Here is a 20,423-nt window from a genome sequence, read left to right as displayed (position 1 = left end):
AATAAACAAAAGAATGATAAAAAGAGCCAAAAAAAAGATTTTACTAGCAATATTATTGTGCTTAAGTGTTATAAGCTATGCCCAAAACAATGTTATTGATGAAATAATATGGGTGGTGGGTGATGAAGCCATCCTGAAGTCAGATGTAGAAGACATGCGTAGAGATCTGATAAGTCGGGGAGAACAGCTGAAAGGCGATCCTTATTGTTTCATTCCTGAACAGTTAGCAGTCCAGAAGCTTTTCCTCGATCAGGCAAAAGCGGACAGTATAACGATACAATCTTCTACAATTACACGAGAGGCTGATTATCGTGAGAAGTATTATATAAATGCTGTCGGCTCGAAAGAAAAATTGGAGGAATATTGGCGAATGCCTCTATCGCAAATCAGGGAACGTATACGTGAGCAAATCCAGAACCAATATCTGACAGATGAAGTAAAGAAAAAACTGACAGCTAAAATGTCCCTTACTCCGTCGGAGGTACGGAAATATTATGCTCAATTACCAAAAGACAGCCTTCCATTCATCCAAACAACAGTGGAGGTTCAGATAATAACAAATGAACCTGTTGTGCCGGTTACTGAAGTTGATAAAGTAAAAGAACGCCTGAGAGATTTTACAAACAGAATAAATAGCGGAGAACAAAGCTTTTCTACTTTAGCTATTATGTACTCGGAAGATGGAAGTTCGGCGAATGGGGGTGAACTTGGTTTTAATGGCCGCGCCCAATGGGTTCCTGAGTTTGCCGGTATGGCATTCTCGCTAAACGACCCCAAAAAGGTTTCCAATATAGTGGAAACAGAATATGGGTTCCATATACTTCAACTTATCGAGCGTAGAGGAGATCAGGTAAATGTAAGACATATCCTGCTCAAACCGAAAGTTCCGGGTGAAGCATTTGATAGATCAATTACACGGATGGATTCATTGGCTAAGGATATACGGGCACAAAAATTTACATTTGAGGATGCTACAGCTATCTCCCATGATAAAGATACCCGCAGCAACAATGGGTTGATGGTAAATGAAGGAAGAGAGAGTTCAAATCATGGTACCCCGCGTTTCATAATGGAAGAACTTCCGCCGGAAGTGAGTAAAGCTGTTGCAACGATGAAAGTCGGTGATGTTTCAGCGCCATTCAAGATGATACTACAGAAAAATGGGAAAGAAGTTGTCGCGATAGTTAAACTCAGAAGTAGAGTGGAGGGGCATGTTGCTAATGTATCCGACGACTTCCAGATTTTAAAGGAAATTGTCGAGGATAGAAAACAAGAGGAAATATTGAAAAAATGGTTGCAAGCTAAAATAAAAGATACTTATGTAAGAATAGATAAAGATTGGCAAAATTGCGACTTCCAATATTCCGGATGGATTAAATAAGAAACGTAATACACGTGTTCAATAAACTTATTACATACATAAAACAAAGGCATAGATTACCCGCTGTAAGTATTCTGTGCCTGATTGTTATTTATGCGTCGGCACAGACAATGCTGTCGCCAAATCCTGATGCCGGCATCAGGCAAGTCCCTCAAAAGCCTCAGTCTCAGCAAAAACCCCAGCAGCAACCAAAGAAGAATGCAAAAGTTATTGAAATAAAATTTGCAAAACAACTGTTGTTGCGCGATAGTATGCCGAATATACAGATACTCAAAGACAGTGTTATCTTTTTACACGACGGAGCTTACCTGTATTGCGACAGCGCTTATTACAATCAGGTGGCAAATACATTCGATGCCTTTAGCAATGTTCGTATGGAACAGGGAGATACCATCTTTCTGTACGGAAACTTTATGTATTACGACGGGAATACAAAATTAGTCCGGTTCCGGAAGAATGTAAGCCTCGAACACTATCCGAAGAAAAACAAAACAAATGTAACTACCCTTCTTACCGATAGCCTCAACTACGACCGGATAATGAATATCGGTTATTATTTTGACGGAGGGATGCTTATAGACTCATTGAACGAACTTACATCTTATTGGGGACAATATGAGCCCGGTCTGCATATGGCGACGTTTAAGGATAGTGTTATACTCAAGAATCCTAAGTTCATGTTATACTCCGACTTGCTAAAATACGATACAGCCGGCAAACTAGCCCTGATATCTACCCCGACAAAGATAGTATCGGATAGTGGTTTGATATACACCAGTAAGGGATGGTATAATACCAACACTGAGGAATCCTTGTTGCTCGATCAATCGACTGTTCTCAATAAAGAGGGGAACCGTATTTTGCGGGGAGATTCTATTTTTTATCATAAGGCAAAAGGTTACGGAGAAGTATTCGGCAATATGTTTTTACAAGATACACTCAAAAAGGTTATCCTTATGGGTGATTACGGTTACTATAACGAGCTTACCGATTACGCCATGGCTACAGATTCCGCGTTCTGTATTGAATATTCACAGCCGGATAGTCTGTTTATTCATGGCGATACGCTAAAGCTGATTACCATAACAGATACTGTAAAACAGATACAACGAAACATTGTCCATAAACCTGTAGATTCATTATTAACAGATTCTGCACATTATCAGGTAAACGATTCATTACATGTAGATCATGCTTTGGTGAAACCTGTATTGGCGGCAGGAGATTCTGTTTCGGAAAACCGGCAAAAGACCGATTCTATACAGACCTTCCGCATGATAAAGGCATATTATGGAGTACGCTTCTACCGTACAGATATACAGGGAATATGCGACTCGTTACAGTTCAGTGCAAGAGATTCCATCATCCATATGTACAAGGATCCTGTCTTGTGGAACACAGACAGGCAGCTTTCGGGCGACACCATCGATGTGTTTATGAACGATAGCACGATCGATTATATGCATGTCAAACGCTATGCCTTTTCGATAGAACAAAAAGACTCTGTTCACTTCAATCAAATGAAAAGCCGTTCGCTTAAAATATACTTCGAGAATAAAAAAACAAGAGAGGTTCTGGCTGAGGGGAATGTGGAAACGATTTCTTACCCGGAAGAAAGGAACGGTGAACTATCAAGACTGCTCAACAGGCTCGAAGTTAGTTATCTTAAAATAACTTTTGTCGACGGGAAATTTAATCGGATGGTCGGATGGTCGGAAAACGTCAGCAAGATGACACCTTTCGATCTGGTCAAACCTGATCAACTTCGGTTGAAAGATTTTTACTGGTTCGATTACCTGCGTCCGCTAGATAAGAAAGATATATTCAGAAAAGTTAAAAGAAAATCGGAAGATGTCGTAACAAGGCAAAGATCTTCTGTATTTAACAGAATAGAAGAATAATCCGATGAGTGATATAATACATCTTTTACCCGATTCTATTGCTAACCAGATAGCCGCGGGAGAGGTTATACAGCGCCCCTCGTCTGTGGTGAAAGAATTAGTCGAAAATGCTTTGGATGCGGGTGCTACCAGTATCCAACTGATCATAAAGGATGCAGGACGTACTCTCGTGCAAGTTATAGACAACGGCAAAGGGATGTCTGTTACTGATGCCCGTATGGCATTTGAGCGGCATGCTACATCGAAAATAAAATCGGCGGATGACTTGTTTGCCCTCCACACAATGGGTTTTCGTGGTGAGGCGTTACCTTCTATTGCCGCCATAGCTCAGGTAGAACTTAAATCGCGCAGGGAAGATGACGAATTGGGTACACTATTGCAACTTTCCGGATCGAAAGTAGAGAAACAAGAGCCGGTTGCCTGTCCTGCCGGAAGTAATTTCTCCGTTAAAAATATATTTTACAATGTTCCCGCACGCAGAAAATTCTTAAAATCGAACGACACAGAACGCAGGAACATACTTACCGAACTGGAACGGATTGTTCTTGTAAATCCCTCTATTGATTTTTCGTTTATAGACAACGATGTAGAGGTACTGAAATATCCTGCGTCAGGATTACGTCAGCGTATAATAAACGTCGTTGGGAAAAGTTTCAATCAGCAACTTATATCCATTGATATAAATACTTCTCTGGCAAAAATAACCGGATTTGTAGGAAAACCTGAATCGGCTCGCAAAGCGCGGGCACAGCAATATTTTTTTGTAAATGGAAGATATATGCGCCATCCTTATTTCAATAAGGCCGTTCAGTCTGCTTTCGAATCTCTGATTCCTGTTGGGGAGATGCCGAACTATTTTATCTATTTCGAAATAGATCCGTCTGCAATTGATGTCAATATACACCCGACTAAAACAGAGATAAAATTTGAAAATGAACAGCCTATCTGGCAAATCCTTTCTGCCGCGGTAAAAGAAGCCTTGGGTAGGTTCAACGAAGTACCGACCATCGATTTCGATACAGAGGGGGCGATAGATATACCAATCCACGATCCATTACGCAATGTGGCTCCGCCTCAAGTGAATGTAAATCCTGCATATAATCCGTTTAAAACGCAAAGTTCCAATTATCAGCGTCCTAATCTTGATTGGGAAAAGTTTTATCAAGGGTTTGAGAATGACAAAGGTAACCTGCCCGGCGAAGAACCGGAGGTAGATATTTTCAATCATTCTGATGAAGATAATGAAGTTGAAAAAATGCCCATTTCTGAGATGGTGATTCATTATCAATACAAGAACAGATATATTCTGACTTCGGTTAAGTCGGGGCTGATGTTGATAGATCAGCGCAGAGCACATATACGAATATTGTTCGATCAGTTTCTGAGCCAGATACAGAATAATAAAGGTATCTCCCAACGCACCTTATTTCCCGAGATAATAGAACTGTCCCCATCCGAGGCCGCAATGATACCATACATAATCGATGATCTCGAAGCTGTCGGATTTGATCTGAGTCATTTGGGAAATAATTCTTACGCGATAAATGGTGTTCCTTCCGAAATGACAAATACAGACTTCGTTGTGTTGATTCATCATATGATAGGACGGAGTATAGACAGCGGAAGCGATGTAAAAGAAGAAATACGCGAATCTCTTGCCCTCTCTATGGCTAATGCTGCCGCAATATCGTATGGGCATAAACTTTCGGATGAAGAAATGACAAAAATGATAGATCAGCTATTCGCTTCTCCTTCACATAAATATACTCCTGACGGGAAGACAATAATATCGCTGCTGGAAGATGATATTATTAATAAAATGTTTAAGTAAACAACCAGGATAAAATTACCGCGACAGGGAGAGCCGGTAACATGTTGGTTACATTTATATCCTTTATCTTAAGGATGTTTATTGCCAATCCGATCAACAAAATTCCCCCAACGGATGTCATATCCGCAATCATGGGTTCACTCATATAACGCATAACGAAAGTTGCGAAAAGAGTTAATCCTCCCTGGTAAATTAATACCGGTATAGATGAGAACATAATACAAAAGCCGAAGGATGAAGCTAATGCAACCGAAGAAATTCCATCTATGATCGATTTTGTAAGTAAGAGGTTAGGGGTTTGCCCCATCCCGTCTTCTATGGCTCCGAGAATAGACATAGAACCCACGCAAAAGAGCACGGAAGATGTAATAAACCCTTCATTGAATCGTGATTCCGCACCACTCTCAGCCGTATTTTGAGGGCTTTTTCTCCTTCCTTTTTTCTGTAAATAACCGGCAGACCGTCTCAGATATTTATCTATATCTATCCCTTGCCCAATAAGGGAACCGGTTACAATACTCACGATTATAAGAATCATATTGCCCGATTTCAAAGACATTGATATTCCTATTACACAGATGAATAAGCCAATACCCTGGAAAATGAGATCAATCATTTTTTGAGGCAGGCGCGTGTGGATCAATAACCCTACGGCGCTCCCCGCGATAATGGCTCCTGTATTAACTAATGTACCGATCATATAGTAGTTTTATGTGTAAAAATAAATAAAACAATCGTTATGTTGGCGTATGGGTAAAAAAAGTTGCGGTTTGCTTTTCAATTTTGTATCTTAGTTCCCTCGCTGGCGCGGACATCTGTCCGTGTTTTGCTCAAAGAGTAATCTTTTTTGCTGCGCAACACACAGACGAGACGTCTGCGCGAGCGGAAAATCATAAACTTATAAATAATAATGGTATAATGAATATAGATATAAATAAAAACGCTCCTGTAATTGGAAATAATGAAATTATAATAAATGCCCCAATGGAAAAAGTAATAAAAACATTAAGTGACATTAACAATTGGGTAAATTGGCGTAAGACTGTTACAAAGAGTGAATTGTTAGATCCATTGGCTGAAAATGCAAATTTTAAATGGACTGCCGATGGATTAAATTATAAATCAAAAATACATACATACAAAAATAATGCCTTTGGTTGGACTGGAAAGACAATAGGAGCTTATGCGGTTCATAATTGGCATTTTACTGAAAATAATGGAATAACTACTGTAAAAATAGAAGAAAGCCTGGAAGGATTTTTTATAAAATTAATAAAAAAATCAATGCAAAATAAATTAAATAATATAATAATAAATGATCTAAAGGACTTAAAAGAAGAATGTGAAAAAGAATAATTTGCGGAATAATAATCCGCGTAAATCCGCATTATCTGTGCAAAAAAAAATAGTTGTAATTTGTGAAAATATGCAACTTTGCATTCTAATTAATAACATTAATAAACAAAAAACAGAATGAAAATTAAAAGCATAGTAATAATGGCTGTATTATTATCCTGCTCGCATGGACTTCCAGTCCGTGCGTTGTGCGTTGCATAGCAAGGAAAATCATTCTATAACGATTACATCCGACAAACCTCTTTCCCCCGCATAGCCCATAGCACTGCTATATACATATTGCTCAGCCTGAAAGATCAGGCCTTCTTCCACAGGATTATGAAACTTATATCTTCTACTCATTGTATCATAATTTAATTCTTGTTGCACAACACAAGCATTGGAAGTCTGCGCAAGCGGGGGGGATAATTTATATCACTTGTTGGCAAATAAAAAGTAACAACTTCAAAATATTTTTGCTTCTCATTCGTCTTAACAGGTAGAGAGCAATCTTAGTTACGAATGATATAAATATAAATGATAGAATATGAGTATAGGATTAATTATCGGCGGCGCAATAGTAACGCTTTGGTTGGTTGGCGGAATTTATAAACAGGCAAAAGGGAAAGGCAAGGTAATCCGTTCCGTTGAGGGCAATTGCACAGGATGTAAGCGTTGTGTGACGAACATGAGGAAGTGCAAATACAATGTATTGGAATTGGTAAGCGACGAAAACGGGAAACAACATATTGAGGTGAAATATCCCGACAGATGCACTGCTTGCGGTGATTGCGTGGGGTTATGCAAATTCAAAGCCCTTGAATTAGTTGAACGCAATCTTGCAAAATAACTCCTGCTCGCATGGACTTCCAGTCCGTGCGTTGTGCGTTGCATAGCAAGGAAAATCATTCTATAACGATTACATCCGACAAACCTCTTTCCCCCGCATAGCCCATAGCACTGCTATATACATATTGCTCAGCCTGAAAGATCAGGCCTTCTTCCACAGGATTATGAAACTTATATCTTCTACTCATTGTATCATAATTTAATTCTTGCTGCACAACACACAGACGAGACGTCTGCGCGAGCGGGGGTGTTTGGTATTCGGCTTTCTTATCCTGAATGATTTTAAGGATATGTTCTCTATTGGGACAATTAGGTTTAGGTTCATTCTTCTTAAAGTCCCAATGCTTTGGGTTAACTGAAACACCTAAATACTTATAACTTTTCTTGGAATCTTTGGAGATTCTTACTACTAAAGGATGCTCTCCATTTGCTAAAGTCTTTGATTTATAGCATATAACACTGATTGTAGCCATGTGATTATGGGTTACTCTCAGGCTAACTTTTGGGTTACCTTTCACCCCAAAATCACCCCTTTACCCAACAAAAAAAGACACCCACATTTCTGTAAGTGTCTCTTCATCAGAGCGGAAGACGGGGCTCAAACCCGCGACCCTCAGCTTGGAAGGCTAATGCTCTATCAACTGAGCTACTTCCGCAAAGTATGAGTGGGCAGTGAAGGATTCGAACCTCCGAAGACGTAAGTCAGCTGAGTTACAGTCAGCCCCAGTTGGCCACTTTGGTAACTGCCCCTTTATCTTTAGCGAATGCAAAAGTAACACTTTTTTTTATTCCGCCAAATTTCTACGGTAAAAATCTACCATTTTTAGAGCGGTAATCGCACATTCATCGCCTTTGTTACCATGTATGCCTCCGGCTCGGTCAGCAGCTTGTTGCATGGTGTCGGTAGTTAATAGCCCGAAAATGAACGGGATGTCATATCGTATGTTCATATCTGCAATACCTTGCGTAACACCACCGCATACATAATCGAAATGAGGGGTATCGCCCCTTACAACGCAACCGATAGTAATGATTGCATCAATACTTGAATTTTCTACGAGATGTTTTGCCCCAAAAATCAATTCAAAACTTCCGGGAACAAAATCTATAAGGATATTTTCCTCTTTCACTCCATGCTTGACTAATGTCTTGTATGCGCCATCGAGCATTGCTCCTGTAATTTTTTCGTTCCATTCCGACACTACAATCCCTATTTTCATATTTTCTCCATCAGGAACAGAATCAGGGTTGTATGAAGATAAATTGTGATAAGCTGTTGCCATTTATTTTCTTTTTTTTGAGTCACAAAGATATTGAATTACTTGCATTTTTCAAACACTGCCTAATATTGAGCTTAATTTCTTAATTTTTATCAATTTGCAAAGTAGATTACAAAGATTTAAGTAATTTCGCAAACAATAATTACCAATTGAACAATGAAAGTAAAAATCATAAATAAATCTCATCACCCACTCCCTGAGTATGCAACACCATTTTCGGCCGGGGTAGACCTTCGGGCAAACATCGATAAGCCAATAACGCTTGCGCCTTTGGAACGTGCCTTAGTACCTACAGGATTATATATTGAACTTCCTCAGGGATACGAAGCTCAGATACGTCCGAGAAGCGGCCTTGCCCTGAAGCATGGCTTGACGGTGTTGAACTCGCCCGGAACGATAGATGCCGATTACAGAGGCGAAATACGGGTGATCCTGGTCAACTTATCAAATGAAAACTTTGTTATAAACGATGGTGAACGCATTTGCCAGATGGTTATAGCAGAGCATGCCCAAGTGGAATGGGAAGAAGCGGATTCTATCAATGACACAGAACGTGGAGCCGGAGGGTTTGGGCACACCGGAAAGCAGTAATTAAAACAGGTATATGTACAAAAAGATATATATTCTTTCTTTTATTTCCATAATCCTTATTGCCGGGAGTTCTCATATCTGTGCGCAAAAGGGTAAACAAGTAGAGACTAATAAGGAATTTGATCTTCCTGTAAAAAAACTTACAGTAGAAGAAAGAAGGAAGTTCGACTATTATTTTTATGAAGCGATGAAAGCTAAGTCGGTGAATAAATACGACGCGGCTTTCGATTTGTTGAAATATTGTCAGGCTATCGACTCTACTAACGCGAATGTTTATTTCGAATTAGGTAATTACTATAGCCTGTTGGATAATAAAAATAAAGCATTGGATTTTTTCCGGAAAGCTACGGCATACGATAGTGATAATTTTTATTATAATATGGCCTATGCCAGTCTCTGTCTCGAGTTTAAACAATACAGCGATGCCATAGAACAGTTTGAAAAGCTTACAGAACAAAATCCTGACAATACAGATCTTTATCTTTATCTGGCTGAGGCTTACAGGCAGGATGGTGATCTTGCCAGCGCCGTTTCTACTCTCGATAGACTGGAACAAATAACAGGGCTTAATGAAAAAGTAAGCCTTCAAAAGTTTCAGCTTTATACCATGATGAAGCAGGAGAAAAAAGGCTACGCTGAGATACAAAAGTTTATAGATAAATATCCGGCAGAAATCAAATACCATGTGTTATTAGGAGATCTATATTTACAGGCAGGAAAAAAAGACGAGGCTTTTGCTGTTTATAGTAAAGCAAAGACTATTGACCCGGAAGATCCGTATCTCATCTCTTCTATGGCAGAGTACTATGAGCAAACAGATAATAAAGAGGCAGCAGAATCAGAGCTAAAAGCCGCGCTCGTGAGTCCTAAAATGGATATAGATACCAAGCTCGCTATTCTGGCTCAATATGTGGGTACATTGCAGACAAACAATCAGGGGACTCAAACAGCCAATGCTTTGTTTGACACCCTCATGTTGCAGCATCCGCAGGAACCCAAGCTTAATCTGATGTATGGTAATTTGCTGATGATGCAAAATAAACTAAGTGATGCCCGTTTCCAGTTTCAGGTATATGCAGATGCAAATCCGACCAATTCATTTGGATGGGAACAAATGTTGAGTACCACATTTCCGGATAGTATAGATCTCTCTATCAAGATATGTAAAGATGCCATTTCTTATATTCCCGACCAGCCTCAATTCTATTTTTATCTGGGTATGTCCGAGTATCTGAATAAAGATTATACAAACGCTTTGGATGCACTGCAAAAGGGAGTCGGATATGTAGACGGGAAAAATGTAGGGCTATTGTCGGATTTCTATGGGCAGATGGGTGATTTATATTATCATATGGGAAAGAAGGATACTGCCTATGTTGCCTATGATAAATCCTTATCTTACAAGCCGAATAACCTGGGCGTGCTGAATAATTACAGTTATTATCTGTCATTGGAAAGAAAAGACCTGGATAAGGCTGAAAAGATGAGTAGTATGACGGTAAAAGCAGAACCTTCCAATCCTACTTACCTGGATACCTATGGCTGGGTTTTATTTGAACAGGGAGCATACACAATGGCTAAGATCTATATCGAAAATGCTGTAAAATACAGTGAAGATAAAAAAGAAGAGTTAAGCGCCGAAGTGCTGGAACATTATGGGGATGTGCTATACAAGACCAATGAGCCGGAGAAAGCTTTGGAGTATTGGATCAAAGCAAAAGAAAAAGGAGATAGCGAATCTAAAACGCTGGATAAAAAAATTGAAACAAAAACCTATATTGCCAGATAATGAAACAATATAAAAATATAGCTACAGTTCTAATCGTCATGTTTTCTCTGCTTTTGGTAAGCGGATGTAAATCGAAAAAGACTTTAACCACAGGAGGAGAACTGACAAATAAAACTCATAAAGAAGTAGTGGCTGATGCTTTGAAGTCGGAAATTAACTTCAGGACAATAACATCAAAGGGGAGTATCGAACTTAAATCGGGAAGTTCCTCCAACAAGGTTCCGGCTGTATTTAAGATAATAAAGGATAGTGTGTTGCAAGTATCACTTCGTATACCGATTATCGGAGGAGAGGCTCTCAGAATGGATATGACTCCCGAAAATATTGTTATTATCGACCGGATAAAGAAGCAGTATTTTTCTGAAAATTTTAAAGACTCGGAGTTTTTGAAACAACTCGATTTCAATTTTTACAATTTACAAGCTCTGTTTACTAATAAACTTTTCGTTCCCGGAAAACAAGAAGTTGAGTATAACGACTATAATAATTTTGTAGTGAATGTTGCAAACGAGCTATATATGTTACAAACAAAAGGAAAAGGCAGCCTGTCGTACAACTTTGCAGTAGATGCGACAGATCATATTGTTTCTACATTGATTTATAATGAGAAACAAAATCTTTCGCTGCAATGGTCGTATACAGATTTTATAAAGGATAATGAACTTACCTATCCAACAAGCATGCAGGCGAAAATAGAAGTGGTCAAAAAGCGTGCCGATATAAATATATCGTATAATAAACTGGAAATAGATAAAGACTTTAGTGTAGATACATCTATTCCTTCGAAATATGCAAAAGTAAGTTTTAAAGATTTATTGGGTTCGTATCTGAATTTGAAATGAGAATACCGGTTTTCCTGTTAGCGCTGATTGTCAGTATCTCATCTTTTGCCCAAACTGCGAAGATAAAGCAGCTTGAAGAGCAAAGGAAACAAGCTTTGCGTGAGATATCGAATACAGACCAGTTGCTGCGGGATACGAAGAGAACTACTTCTAATTTGCTGGATCGTGTTAAGCTAATTTCTAATCAAATTTTTTCGCGGCAAAAAGTGTTGACCCTTTTGGAACAGGAAGTAAATGGTATTAACGCAGAACAAAAGCTGATAGAAAACGATATTGTCAGGCTTGAAAACGATCTGAAAGAGAAACAAAAGAACTATGCAAAGGCGATTGATGCCATGCAGCGTAACAGGATGAGTGAGAACAAATTGCTATTTGTGCTGTCGGGAAGATCACTTACGGAATCGTATCGAAGAATGCGTTATTTGAGCGAATATTCAGGCTGGAGGGCCAAGCAAGCCGATGAAATAAAAGAACAGAGTGAGAAACTCAAAGAACGGAAATCGGCTCTTACTAAGGTAAAAATGGAGAAGACAGCATTATTGGGCTTGCGTACAACCGAACAAACAAATCTGAAAAAAGAGGAGGATAATTATAAATTGGAGGTAAATGAAGCTCAGCAAAAACAGAAGGATCTTCAGAAAATTCTGTCACAAAAACAACAACAAGCTGAAGCTTTAGACAGGCAGATAACCAAGCTTATAGCCGAGGAAGTCGCTCGTCAGGAAAGAGAGGCCAAACGTCGCGAAGAAGAACGCCTTCGGGCTGAAACTGCAAATTCTTCTACAGGGACAAGGACAACTACTGCTACGCCAAGATCTACTACGCCGAAATCGACAGTAGCAAAAGCTCCTGTTACTCCGGAGAATGTAACTCTTTCTAATAACTTTGCTTCGAATAAGGGCCGGCTTCCATATCCTATTTCCGGAAATTATACTATAACTACCCGGTTTGGCTCTCATCAGCATACTAAGTTTGTGACTACATCGAGCAGTGGCATCGATATCCGTTCTCAGGCCGGAGCCGAAGCTAAAGCGGTATTTGCCGGCGAAGTAACCTATGTGGCAGCTATTCCGGGCTATAATACATGTATTATTGTTCGTCATGGCAATTACTATACCTTCTACGGAAATATACAAAGTATCTATGTGAAGCAAGGGGATAAAGTTAAAACCGGACAAACGTTAGGAAAAGTTTATGCAGACCCGGATACGGGTTATTCCGAAATACATTTCCAACTTTGGCATGGTACAACAAAGATGAATCCCGAACCATGGTTAAGATAACGCCTAATGAAAAGGGAACAAATCATAGAATTACCCAGAATAACAGATCGTCGAGGGAATCTTTCGTTTATCGAAGCGGAAAAACATATTCCGTTCCCGGTCGCCCGCGCATACTGGATATATGATATTCCCGGTGGTCAGAAGCGGGGAAGCCATGCTTTCAGATCGCAACACGAGGTAATTATAGCTTTGTCGGGTAGCTTCGATATATTGCTGGATGATGGTAAAGAGAAACGGGTGCATACTCTTAATCGCTCTTATATGGCTTTGTATGTGCCAAATATGCTATGGAGGAGTTTGGATAATTTTTCTACAAACGCGCTTTGCCTGGTGCTGACTTCCGGATCATATGATGAAGACGACTATATAAGAAATTATAAGGACTTCAAGAAAGTACTCGGATCTGAAAATTCTGAAAGTTCAAAAATATCTTCTTTATATGATGCGATCAATCGCCAACCTCAATTTAATACCGTGTCTGACTGTTCTCTAATCGAGCTTCCTGTTATAAAAAACAGGGCAGGGAGTATAACTCCTGTGCATGGAAGGGAGACTATTCCATTCGATATTAAGCGTATTTTTTATATTTACGATATCCCTTCAGGCGCGAAACGAGGTATGCATGCTCATAAACACTGTCATGAGATTTTAATAGCAGCCAGTGGCAGCTTTGAGGTAGAATTGAATGACGGGCTAAATAAAAAAACAATCCTATTGAACCGTCCGACCTACGGGTTGCATATTCCTCCCGGAGTATGGGCTACCGAAAAAGAGTATTCGTCAGGGGTTGTTTGCTTGGCATTAGCATCCGACATATACGATTCGGATGATTATATCAACACTTATGCCGACTTTAAAAAGTATCGACAAAATGGAGATAAAAATATATAAACCGGAATATAAGAAGGACTGGGATGCTTTTGTAGATTGTTCCAGGAACGGGACTTTTCTGCATTACAGGAACTTTATCGAATATCATGGCGACAGGTTTGACGATTATTCCCTGATGTTTTATATAGACGGCGATTTGGTAGCGTTAATACCCGGTCATATTATAGATAAGGTATACCATTCTCATCAGGGACTGACATATGGCGGCTTGATTATGTCCCCGCAAACAACCGCCTCAAACATATTGAGGATTTTTGAATATCTGACAGTTACTCTGCGTCATCAGGGAATAAAGCAGATTGTATACAAGGCGATCCCGCATATTTATCACCTGCTTCCGTCAGAAGAAGACTTATATGCCTTATTTCGCTACAATGCGGTCTTGTCGGCTAGGAATATATCCTCTACAATACTTTTGCCGAACGACCTTAGATATTCCGATTCCCGGAAAAATGGGCTGAAGAAAGCCGAAAAGAACAAGCTAAAGGTTCTGGAATCTGATGACCTTTCCGGCTTCTGGAAAATATTAACAGATAATCTAAATAATAAATACGATAAAACTCCTGTACATTCGTTAGTTGAAATTAGTTATCTCAAAGAAAAGTTTCCGGATAACATTCATCTTTTCACTGTTCTTAATCCTGTTAATGAGATATTAGGGGGATGCCTTGTTTTTGAAATGAAAAATGTAGTACATGCCCAGTATACAGCAGCGACCGATGAGGGTAAGAGTATGGGAACCATAGATCTGCTTATAGATCATATTATTAGAACATATTCTCATAAAACTTATTTTGATTATGGAATATCTACCGAAAACAATGGGCTTTATCTCAATGAAAGTCTCATCTATCAAAAAGAGGGCTTTGGGGCAAGGGGAACCGTATATGATACTTACACAATAAATTTATAAGCCTGTTTCTCTTGTAGTCAGGGAGTCAGAAGTATGGTAGTAAGTAGTGAGTAGTAAGTGCTTAAAACTTAAAACTTAAAACTCAGAACTCATAACTTTTTAACTCCTGCTTGACTAATTAAGTCAAAATCACCATCGATTAAATCAAAATCACCCCCTTTTTATAATTTAAACTCACTATTTTTGTATAAAAATCTTCAAAACCATGAAAATGTCTCTTGCATATAAATATTTAAGAAGTAGGAAGTATTTATTGTTTTTCCTGCTGGTGTGTGCGCAAACAGCATCCTTGAGCATAGCTGCGCAAGTGGCGACAAAAAGTATTACAGTAAAAAATCCTTCACCTCAAGCTATTACAGATTACACACTTGAAATACCGGCGAAAACGTTGAATTTACCTCTCGGGAATTATGTGGCTGTGGTAGAAGAAAAAACTGTTCCGGTAGAGATTATCGAAAATATTCAGGGAGAATTGACAGCTGTTTTGCCGATTGCAAGGATAGAGGCAAATAAAACTTTGGAAGTAACTATCAGGCAAGGTACAGCGGATAGCTATCCGAAGCGGACTTATGCAGAGTTGTCTCACAAGATAGGAGGACACTTCGAAGGTTATAAATATGTAGGAGGGTACTCGTGGGTAAAACCGAATTATATTACTCTTCCCGGAGATTTCCGGGACCATTCTTATTATATAAAATATGAAGGTCCGGGTTGGGAAAGCGATAAGGTTGCCTTTCGTTTCTATCTCGATAACAGGAATGGTATAGATGTGTTTGCGAAGAAGACATCGGAGATCGTTCTTCCCGCAGTTGGGGTTGATGGTTTTGATAATTATCACAATATGGCCGATTGGGGGATGGATAATATGAAAGTCGGCAAAACTTTAGGTTTAGGTTCTATTGCTGCTTGGAGTGGCGAAAAGGCTGTGCGTGTTGAGAAGAAGGATAGTGTGACATGTTACATCCCTGCTGATGGAAAGATCCGTTCGCAGGTGAAAACTATTTATTATGGATGGGAAGCCAATCATATTAAATGTGATCTGACCTCGATTATATCGATAGATGCAGGAAGCAGGGCTTCGCATATGGAACTGATGATGAATCGTGGTTCTTTTACCGATATAGCGACAGGAATTTTCAAAGATGAAAACGCAGAGTTGATAGTGAAAAACGATAAAAACAGTACTTGGTCATATATCGCGACATTCGGTAAGCAGAGTCTTAATAATGATATACAAGGGCTTGTCGTTTTTGCCCGGACAAAACAAATAAAAGAAATTACAGGGGATGACTTGAACCATGTTCTCGTTCTGACACCTGAAAATGGATATATAGAATATTACTTTATGCCTACATGGGAGCTGGACAAAGAGCCTATAGCAACCAAAGAGGCTTTCATCGAGTGTGTTGAAGATGTTTTGAACAAACTGAATCATCCACTTACCTGTTCTGTCAGATAATTGAAAACAACTAAATAATTTATACCAATGAAAGAACTTAATAAAACCACAGTAGAAAAGAAAAATTTACCCGTAAAGATACTTCAATTCGGAGAAGGTAATTTTCTGAGAGCCTTTGTAGATTGGATGATTGATAAAGCGAATGACGCGGGAGTGATGAATCACGGAATTGTAGCGGTGCAACCGATAGCAGGTGGCGATACGATGATAAAAATGTTCAAAGATCAGGATTGCCTTTATCATGTCTATCTGGAAGGAATAAAAGACAAGAAGCCGGTAAAAGAGGTTGCCTTGGTAAAAAGCATCATGGATATAATGAATCCTTACAGCCAGTACGCGGAATACGAAAAATTATTTTTGAGCGAAGAACTGGAAATGATTATATCCAATACTACGGAAGCCGGTATCCGTTACGAAGAAGGAGATGAGTTGAATGCGACACCTCCAAAATCGTTTCCGGCTAAGATGACGGCTTTGTTGCATAAACGCTATAAGAAGTTTAATGGTGATCCGGATAAAGGTTTACTGATTATCTGCTGTGAACTTATCGAAGATAACGGGTCTACCCTTCGCGAATATGTATTGAAACATGCTAAATACAATAAGCTTGAAGAAGGCTTTATTAACTGGGTGGATACTGCCTGCCATTTCTATGATACATTGGTAGACCGTATTGTGCCGGGATTTCCACGCGAGAATATCGATGAAATCAAAGCTGAAATTGGCTTTAATGATAATCTTGTAGTAAAAGGTGAGTATTTCCATGTTTGGGCAATTGGTGGTGATAGTATTATCAAAGAAAAATTCCCGTTAGATAAGGCAGGGTTGAATGTCTTGTTTATGGATGACATAAAGAATTTCCGTGCTAAAAAGGTACGTATCCTGAATGGTTCTCATACCGCAATGGTGCCGGTAGCTTTGCAACTTGGTTGCGAAACGGTAATGGACGCTTTCAATACACCGGAAGTGGAAAAATATATCAACCGGATGGTAGCCGAAGAAGTACTCCCTTGTATCGACGAAGATCCGGAAGAATTGAAAGCATTTGCGGCTAAGATACTGGAGCGTTTTTATAATCCATACTTGAAGCATTACCTGAAAGATATATCGCTGAACTCCATCTCAAAATGGGAGACACGCGATTACCCGACAGTATATGATAATTACAAAAAATTAGGAAAGAATGCTAAACTGACAACTTTCTCCTTTGCTGCTTTGTTAGTTCTCTACACAGGACAATCGGCTGCGAAGAACTTTACGCCGAACGATACTGCTGAATTTATTGAATTTATTCAAAAGAATTTCAATCGGAGCGATGTCAAAGGATGGGTGTCTGCTGTGGTAAACAATAAAGATATGTGGAAAGAGAACTTTGCGGAAGTATCTTCTTTCATCGATGACGTGTCTAAAGATGCCGAACTGATACTGAACAAAGGTATGCTGGAAGCGCTAAAAGAAATAATCTAAAAAAATAGTAGGTAGTAGTTGGTAGTTAGTAGATAGTAGGAAAACATACCATACTTCTACCAACTACTGCCTACCGTCTACTAATTGCTATAATTATGAATAACGATTGCCTATACTGTAATAAAAATCAGACTCAAAAAGATCTGATGATTGAAATATGTGACCTGAAAGTTTCCACTGTTTTTTTGTTTAGGGAACAAACATATCACGGACGCTGTATCGTAGCCTACAAAGATCATGCGACAGAATTGTACGAACTGGAAGGTGAAGCTTTGTTGGCCTATATGGAGGATGTAAACAAAGTGGCTAAAGTAATGAAGGAACTTTTTAACCCCGTGAAAGTAAATTACGGGGCGTACTCCGACAAACTTCCACATTTGCATTTTCATTTGGTTCCAAAATACCCCGATGGTCCGGATTTTGGAGGCACATTTACAATGAATCCTCAGAAAGTATATTTATCGGATGAGGAATATAAGGAAATGGTTATTTCCATCAAAAGCAAACTAAAATAGGAGAGTGTTTCAATGAACAAATATTTAAAAATAGCCCCTACCGACAATGTCTGTGTTGCCACAGAAGATCTGGTGACAGGCGATGTGCTGAATATTGACGGGGCTAATATTACGATCAAAGACCCTATTACTACAGGGCATAAATTCGCAATAAAAGAGATCAAAGAGAACGAGGACGTCATTAAATATGGTTATCCTATCGGACATGCTACCATCGATATACATGCCGGTGAACATGTGCATACGCACAATGTGAAAACCAATCTGCATGACGATTTGCAATACACATACGTGCCTGTACATCCAAAACTGGATATCAAGAAGAGTGATCTGAAAATAAATGGTTACCTGCGTTATAATGGTGAAATGGGTATCCGTAACGAATTGTGGATTGTTCCTACAGTTGGCTGTGTGAATGGGCAGGCTCAAGCTATTATTAATCGTGTGAAATCGGAACTCGATGTGTCACACATTGATGATATTCGTGTTTATACGCATAATTATGGCTGTTCGCAATTAGGGGATGACCATGTGAATACTCAGAAAGCGCTGGCTGCGCTTGCCAAGCATCCAAATGCGGGAGGTGTGCTTGTGATGAGCCTTGGTTGTGAAAATAACCAGCAAAAAGATTTTAAAAAGGTAATGGGAGAATGGGACGAAAACCGTGTTCGTTTTCTCATTTCGCAGGAAGTTCAGGACGAAATAGAAACCGGCTTTCAGATGATGAAAGAGCTGGTAGACTATATGCGTAACGATAAGCGTGAGCTTCTGCCTCTGTCGAAACTAAAAGTAGGCCTGAAATGTGGAGGTAGCGACGGTTTTTCCGGTATTACGGCTAATCCTCTGGTAGGACAATTTTCCGACTGGCTGATCTCTCAGGGCGGAACCAGTATTTTGACCGAAGTGCCGGAAATGTTCGGCGCTGAAACTATCCTTATGAACAGGGCTGAAAATGAGAAAGTTTTCAATGATACAGTCTTGCTAATAAACAATTTCAAGCATTATTTCCGAAGATTTGAACAACCGATTTACGAAAATCCTTCACCTGGAAATAAAGCCGGAGGCATCACTACACTGGAAGATAAATCATTAGGATGTACTCAAAAGGGAGGAAACTCGGAAGTTGTAGATGTGCTCGATTACGGACAGCCTGTAACCAAACATGGTCTGAATCTGCTGAATGCTCCCGGTAATGACTTGGTCGCGGCATCGGCGTTGGCTATGTCGGGTTGCCAGATCGTCTTATTTACTACCGGGCGCGGTACTCCGTTCGGGGCGTTTGTTCCTACAATGAAGATTTCTACCAATTCCAGGTTATATAATTTCAAGCAAAACTGGATAGATTTTAATGCGGGAGCTTTATTGGAAGGAAATAGCATGGGGAAAGTTTTGGATGATTTTATAGCCTTTACAGTAGAAGTCTGCGATGGCAAACATCTTAAGCATGAAGAAACAGGCTTTAAGGAAATAGCCATCTTTAAAACAGGAGTCACACTTTAGAAACTGTTTAAATTTTAGCGAAAAAAGTTATTATGTACTCTGACAAACAATTCCTGGCAACTTTTTTATGCTCTTTTTAGCGTATTTTCCCCCTCTTTGCCATAAGATGACTAAAAAGTGAAAAATGAAAAGTGAAAAATGAAAAATGGCGCAAAGCGATGAAAAGTGAAGAACGAAGAATGAAACATTGTCCGTCGTTAGTTTTATCTATAATAGACAATTTGGTAATTTGAAAATTTGAAAATGGCGCGAAGCGGCAAAGGCTATAAGCTAACGGCTAATTGAGTGTGGAGTTTGTTACATTTTAGTTAAAAAGTTACAAGTAGACGGGATACGAGGTACAAGTTGTTGACTGTTGACTGTTGACTGCTAACTGTGGAGGTTTGTTACTTTTTAGTTAAATTCTGGTTTGTCATGCTGACGACAGGAAGCAATATTGGTAAACAACTACGACTGGATGAAGGATTTTTCTTTTCTTAACTTTATCCGTGATATAGGCAAACACATAACAGTGAACTATATGATGGCTAAGGATTCGGTAAAGAAACGCCTTAGTGGCGAGGCTTCGGAAGGGATGTCGTTTACCGAGTTCTCTT

General features: G+C 39.3%; 19 protein-coding genes, 2 tRNA genes and 1 pseudogene. 16 read left to right on the top strand and 6 right to left on the bottom strand.

The genetic code is table 11. From position 1 onward, the window contains the following. Nucleotides 1-13 precede the first annotated feature (13 nt). Genes ACYPZI_RS03975 through mutL form a run of 3 tightly spaced genes read left to right on the top strand, consistent with a single transcriptional unit; the run spans nucleotide 14 to nucleotide 5,113 of the window. Nucleotides 14-1,381: a peptidylprolyl isomerase gene (locus ACYPZI_RS03975; protein WP_459598834.1), complete on the top strand. Its 1,368-nt coding sequence runs from the start codon at nucleotides 14-16 to the stop codon at nucleotides 1,379-1,381. A gap of 14 nt (nucleotides 1,382-1,395) precedes the next feature. Beyond that, a complete protein-coding gene (locus ACYPZI_RS03970; protein WP_459598832.1) occupies nucleotides 1,396-3,282 on the top strand; it encodes an OstA-like protein in 1,887 nt (628 codons plus the stop codon). A 4-nt stretch (nucleotides 3,283-3,286) separates the two neighbouring features. Then, the gene (gene mutL / locus ACYPZI_RS03965) at nucleotides 3,287-5,113 is read left to right on the top strand and encodes a DNA mismatch repair endonuclease MutL (protein ID WP_459598830.1); all 1,827 of its coding nucleotides are present in this window, start codon (nucleotides 3,287-3,289) and stop codon (nucleotides 5,111-5,113) included. On the opposite strand, the gene ACYPZI_RS03960 is transcribed toward mutL, so the two are convergent. Next, on the bottom strand, nucleotides 5,106-5,813 hold the full coding sequence (locus ACYPZI_RS03960; RefSeq protein WP_459598828.1) for a DUF554 domain-containing protein: 708 nt from the start codon (nucleotides 5,811-5,813) through the stop codon (nucleotides 5,106-5,108). The two genes, mutL and ACYPZI_RS03960, sit on opposite strands and share 8 nt — an antisense overlap. 218 nt (nucleotides 5,814-6,031) lie before the next feature. Between ACYPZI_RS03960 and ACYPZI_RS03955 the strand changes: the two genes are divergently transcribed. Further along, complete coding sequence (locus tag ACYPZI_RS03955) at nucleotides 6,032-6,469, top strand: SRPBCC family protein (RefSeq protein WP_459598826.1); 438 nt, start codon at nucleotides 6,032-6,034, stop codon at nucleotides 6,467-6,469. 210 nt (nucleotides 6,470-6,679) lie between these two features. Here ACYPZI_RS03955 and ACYPZI_RS03950 read toward each other — a convergent pair whose 3' ends face one another. After that, the gene (locus ACYPZI_RS03950) at nucleotides 6,680-6,811 is read right to left on the bottom strand and encodes a hypothetical protein (protein WP_459598824.1); all 132 of its coding nucleotides are present in this window, start codon (nucleotides 6,809-6,811) and stop codon (nucleotides 6,680-6,682) included. Between the two features lie 184 nt (nucleotides 6,812-6,995). On the opposite strand from ACYPZI_RS03950, the gene ACYPZI_RS03945 reads away from it, so the two are divergent. Then, on the top strand, nucleotides 6,996-7,298 hold the full coding sequence (locus ACYPZI_RS03945; RefSeq protein WP_459598822.1) for a 4Fe-4S dicluster domain-containing protein: 303 nt from the start codon (nucleotides 6,996-6,998) through the stop codon (nucleotides 7,296-7,298). Between the two features lie 55 nt (nucleotides 7,299-7,353). Here the strand turns inward: ACYPZI_RS03945 and ACYPZI_RS03940 are convergent, their stop codons facing one another. The 4 genes from ACYPZI_RS03940 to ribH form a co-directional block, all read right to left on the bottom strand. Next, the gene (locus ACYPZI_RS03940; protein WP_459598820.1) at nucleotides 7,354-7,770 is read right to left on the bottom strand and encodes an Arm DNA-binding domain-containing protein; all 417 of its coding nucleotides are present in this window, start codon (nucleotides 7,768-7,770) and stop codon (nucleotides 7,354-7,356) included. A 110-nt stretch (nucleotides 7,771-7,880) separates the two neighbouring features. Beyond that, nucleotides 7,881-7,953: transfer RNA gene (locus ACYPZI_RS03935), tRNA-Gly, on the bottom strand. 10 nt (nucleotides 7,954-7,963) lie between these two features. Next, nucleotides 7,964-8,046, bottom strand: a tRNA-Tyr gene (locus ACYPZI_RS03930). Nucleotides 8,047-8,082: 36 nt separating this feature from the next. Next, nucleotides 8,083-8,580, bottom strand: coding sequence for a 6,7-dimethyl-8-ribityllumazine synthase (gene ribH / locus ACYPZI_RS03925; protein ID WP_459598818.1), 498 nt, complete (start codon nucleotides 8,578-8,580; stop codon nucleotides 8,083-8,085). Between the two features lie 153 nt (nucleotides 8,581-8,733). Between ribH and dut the strand changes: the two genes are divergently transcribed. From dut to ACYPZI_RS03870, 11 genes and pseudogenes are all read left to right on the top strand, one after another. Then, on the top strand, nucleotides 8,734-9,168 hold the full coding sequence (gene dut / locus ACYPZI_RS03920; RefSeq protein WP_459598816.1) for a dUTP diphosphatase: 435 nt from the start codon (nucleotides 8,734-8,736) through the stop codon (nucleotides 9,166-9,168). A 13-nt stretch (nucleotides 9,169-9,181) separates the two neighbouring features. Next, nucleotides 9,182-10,957 carry a tetratricopeptide repeat protein gene (locus tag ACYPZI_RS03915; RefSeq protein WP_459598814.1) on the top strand — a complete coding sequence of 592 codons (1,776 nt, stop codon included), beginning with the start codon at nucleotides 9,182-9,184 and terminating at the stop codon, nucleotides 10,955-10,957. Next, on the top strand, nucleotides 10,957-11,799 hold the full coding sequence (locus ACYPZI_RS03910) for a lipoprotein insertase outer membrane protein LolB1 (RefSeq protein WP_459598812.1): 843 nt from the start codon (nucleotides 10,957-10,959) through the stop codon (nucleotides 11,797-11,799). The genes ACYPZI_RS03915 and ACYPZI_RS03910 overlap by 1 nt, the downstream gene beginning before the upstream one ends. Next, nucleotides 11,796-13,082 carry a murein hydrolase activator EnvC family protein gene (locus ACYPZI_RS03905; protein WP_459598810.1) on the top strand — a complete coding sequence of 429 codons (1,287 nt, stop codon included), beginning with the start codon at nucleotides 11,796-11,798 and terminating at the stop codon, nucleotides 13,080-13,082. The genes ACYPZI_RS03910 and ACYPZI_RS03905 overlap by 4 nt, the downstream gene beginning before the upstream one ends. Before the next feature lie 6 nt (nucleotides 13,083-13,088). Further along, nucleotides 13,089-13,973 (top strand): sugar 3,4-ketoisomerase, encoded by an 885-nt coding sequence (locus ACYPZI_RS03900; protein WP_459598808.1) that lies wholly within the window; start codon nucleotides 13,089-13,091, stop codon nucleotides 13,971-13,973. Beyond that, entirely contained in the window at nucleotides 13,954-14,886 is a 933-nt protein-coding gene (locus ACYPZI_RS03895; protein WP_459598806.1) for a GNAT family N-acetyltransferase, read from the top strand. The genes ACYPZI_RS03900 and ACYPZI_RS03895 overlap by 20 nt, the downstream gene beginning before the upstream one ends. A gap of 205 nt (nucleotides 14,887-15,091) precedes the next feature. Next, a complete protein-coding gene (locus ACYPZI_RS03890; RefSeq protein WP_459598804.1) occupies nucleotides 15,092-16,345 on the top strand; it encodes a DUF4861 family protein in 1,254 nt (417 codons plus the stop codon). A gap of 27 nt (nucleotides 16,346-16,372) precedes the next feature. After that, nucleotides 16,373-17,812: a tagaturonate reductase gene (locus tag ACYPZI_RS03885; RefSeq protein ID WP_459598802.1), complete on the top strand. Its 1,440-nt coding sequence runs from the start codon at nucleotides 16,373-16,375 to the stop codon at nucleotides 17,810-17,812. A gap of 95 nt (nucleotides 17,813-17,907) precedes the next feature. Next, a complete protein-coding gene (locus ACYPZI_RS03880) occupies nucleotides 17,908-18,327 on the top strand; it encodes an HIT family protein (protein WP_459598800.1) in 420 nt (139 codons plus the stop codon). Nucleotides 18,328-18,339: 12 nt separating this feature from the next. After that, nucleotides 18,340-19,827 (top strand): UxaA family hydrolase, encoded by a 1,488-nt coding sequence (locus ACYPZI_RS03875; RefSeq protein ID WP_459598798.1) that lies wholly within the window; start codon nucleotides 18,340-18,342, stop codon nucleotides 19,825-19,827. A 430-nt stretch (nucleotides 19,828-20,257) separates the two neighbouring features. After that, nucleotides 20,258-20,423, top strand: a pseudogene (locus ACYPZI_RS03870) (tyrosine--tRNA ligase); the annotation flags it as partial.

Source organism: Dysgonomonas reticulitermitis, assembly GCF_054601275.1.
Note: the sequence above shows the minus strand (reverse complement) of the source record. Positions and strands in the feature narration are given on the sequence as shown.

Excerpts from the sequence above, each read along its gene's own strand:
- ACYPZI_RS03975 (WP_459598834.1), top strand. The coding sequence starts at position 14 with ATGATAAAAAGAGCCAAAAAAAAGATTTTACTAGCAATATTATTGTGC.
- mutL (WP_459598830.1), top strand. The coding sequence starts at position 3,287 with ATGAGTGATATAATACATCTTTTACCCGATTCTATTGCTAACCAGATA.
- ACYPZI_RS03960 (WP_459598828.1), bottom strand. The coding sequence starts at position 5,813 with ATGATCGGTACATTAGTTAATACAGGAGCCATTATCGCGGGGAGCGCC.
- ACYPZI_RS03955 (WP_459598826.1), top strand. The coding sequence starts at position 6,032 with ATGAATATAGATATAAATAAAAACGCTCCTGTAATTGGAAATAATGAA.
- ACYPZI_RS03950 (WP_459598824.1), bottom strand. The coding sequence starts at position 6,811 with ATGAGTAGAAGATATAAGTTTCATAATCCTGTGGAAGAAGGCCTGATC.
- ACYPZI_RS03945 (WP_459598822.1), top strand. The coding sequence starts at position 6,996 with ATGAGTATAGGATTAATTATCGGCGGCGCAATAGTAACGCTTTGGTTG.
- ACYPZI_RS03940 (WP_459598820.1), bottom strand. The coding sequence starts at position 7,770 with ATGGCTACAATCAGTGTTATATGCTATAAATCAAAGACTTTAGCAAAT.
- ribH (WP_459598818.1), bottom strand. The coding sequence starts at position 8,580 with ATGGCAACAGCTTATCACAATTTATCTTCATACAACCCTGATTCTGTT.
- dut (WP_459598816.1), top strand. The coding sequence starts at position 8,734 with ATGAAAGTAAAAATCATAAATAAATCTCATCACCCACTCCCTGAGTAT.
- ACYPZI_RS03915 (WP_459598814.1), top strand. The coding sequence starts at position 9,182 with ATGTACAAAAAGATATATATTCTTTCTTTTATTTCCATAATCCTTATT.
- ACYPZI_RS03910 (WP_459598812.1), top strand. The coding sequence starts at position 10,957 with ATGAAACAATATAAAAATATAGCTACAGTTCTAATCGTCATGTTTTCT.
- ACYPZI_RS03905 (WP_459598810.1), top strand. The coding sequence starts at position 11,796 with ATGAGAATACCGGTTTTCCTGTTAGCGCTGATTGTCAGTATCTCATCT.
- ACYPZI_RS03900 (WP_459598808.1), top strand. The coding sequence starts at position 13,089 with ATGAAAAGGGAACAAATCATAGAATTACCCAGAATAACAGATCGTCGA.
- ACYPZI_RS03895 (WP_459598806.1), top strand. The coding sequence starts at position 13,954 with ATGGAGATAAAAATATATAAACCGGAATATAAGAAGGACTGGGATGCT.
- ACYPZI_RS03890 (WP_459598804.1), top strand. The coding sequence starts at position 15,092 with ATGAAAATGTCTCTTGCATATAAATATTTAAGAAGTAGGAAGTATTTA.
- ACYPZI_RS03885 (WP_459598802.1), top strand. The coding sequence starts at position 16,373 with ATGAAAGAACTTAATAAAACCACAGTAGAAAAGAAAAATTTACCCGTA.
- ACYPZI_RS03880 (WP_459598800.1), top strand. The coding sequence starts at position 17,908 with ATGAATAACGATTGCCTATACTGTAATAAAAATCAGACTCAAAAAGAT.
- ACYPZI_RS03875 (WP_459598798.1), top strand. The coding sequence starts at position 18,340 with ATGAACAAATATTTAAAAATAGCCCCTACCGACAATGTCTGTGTTGCC.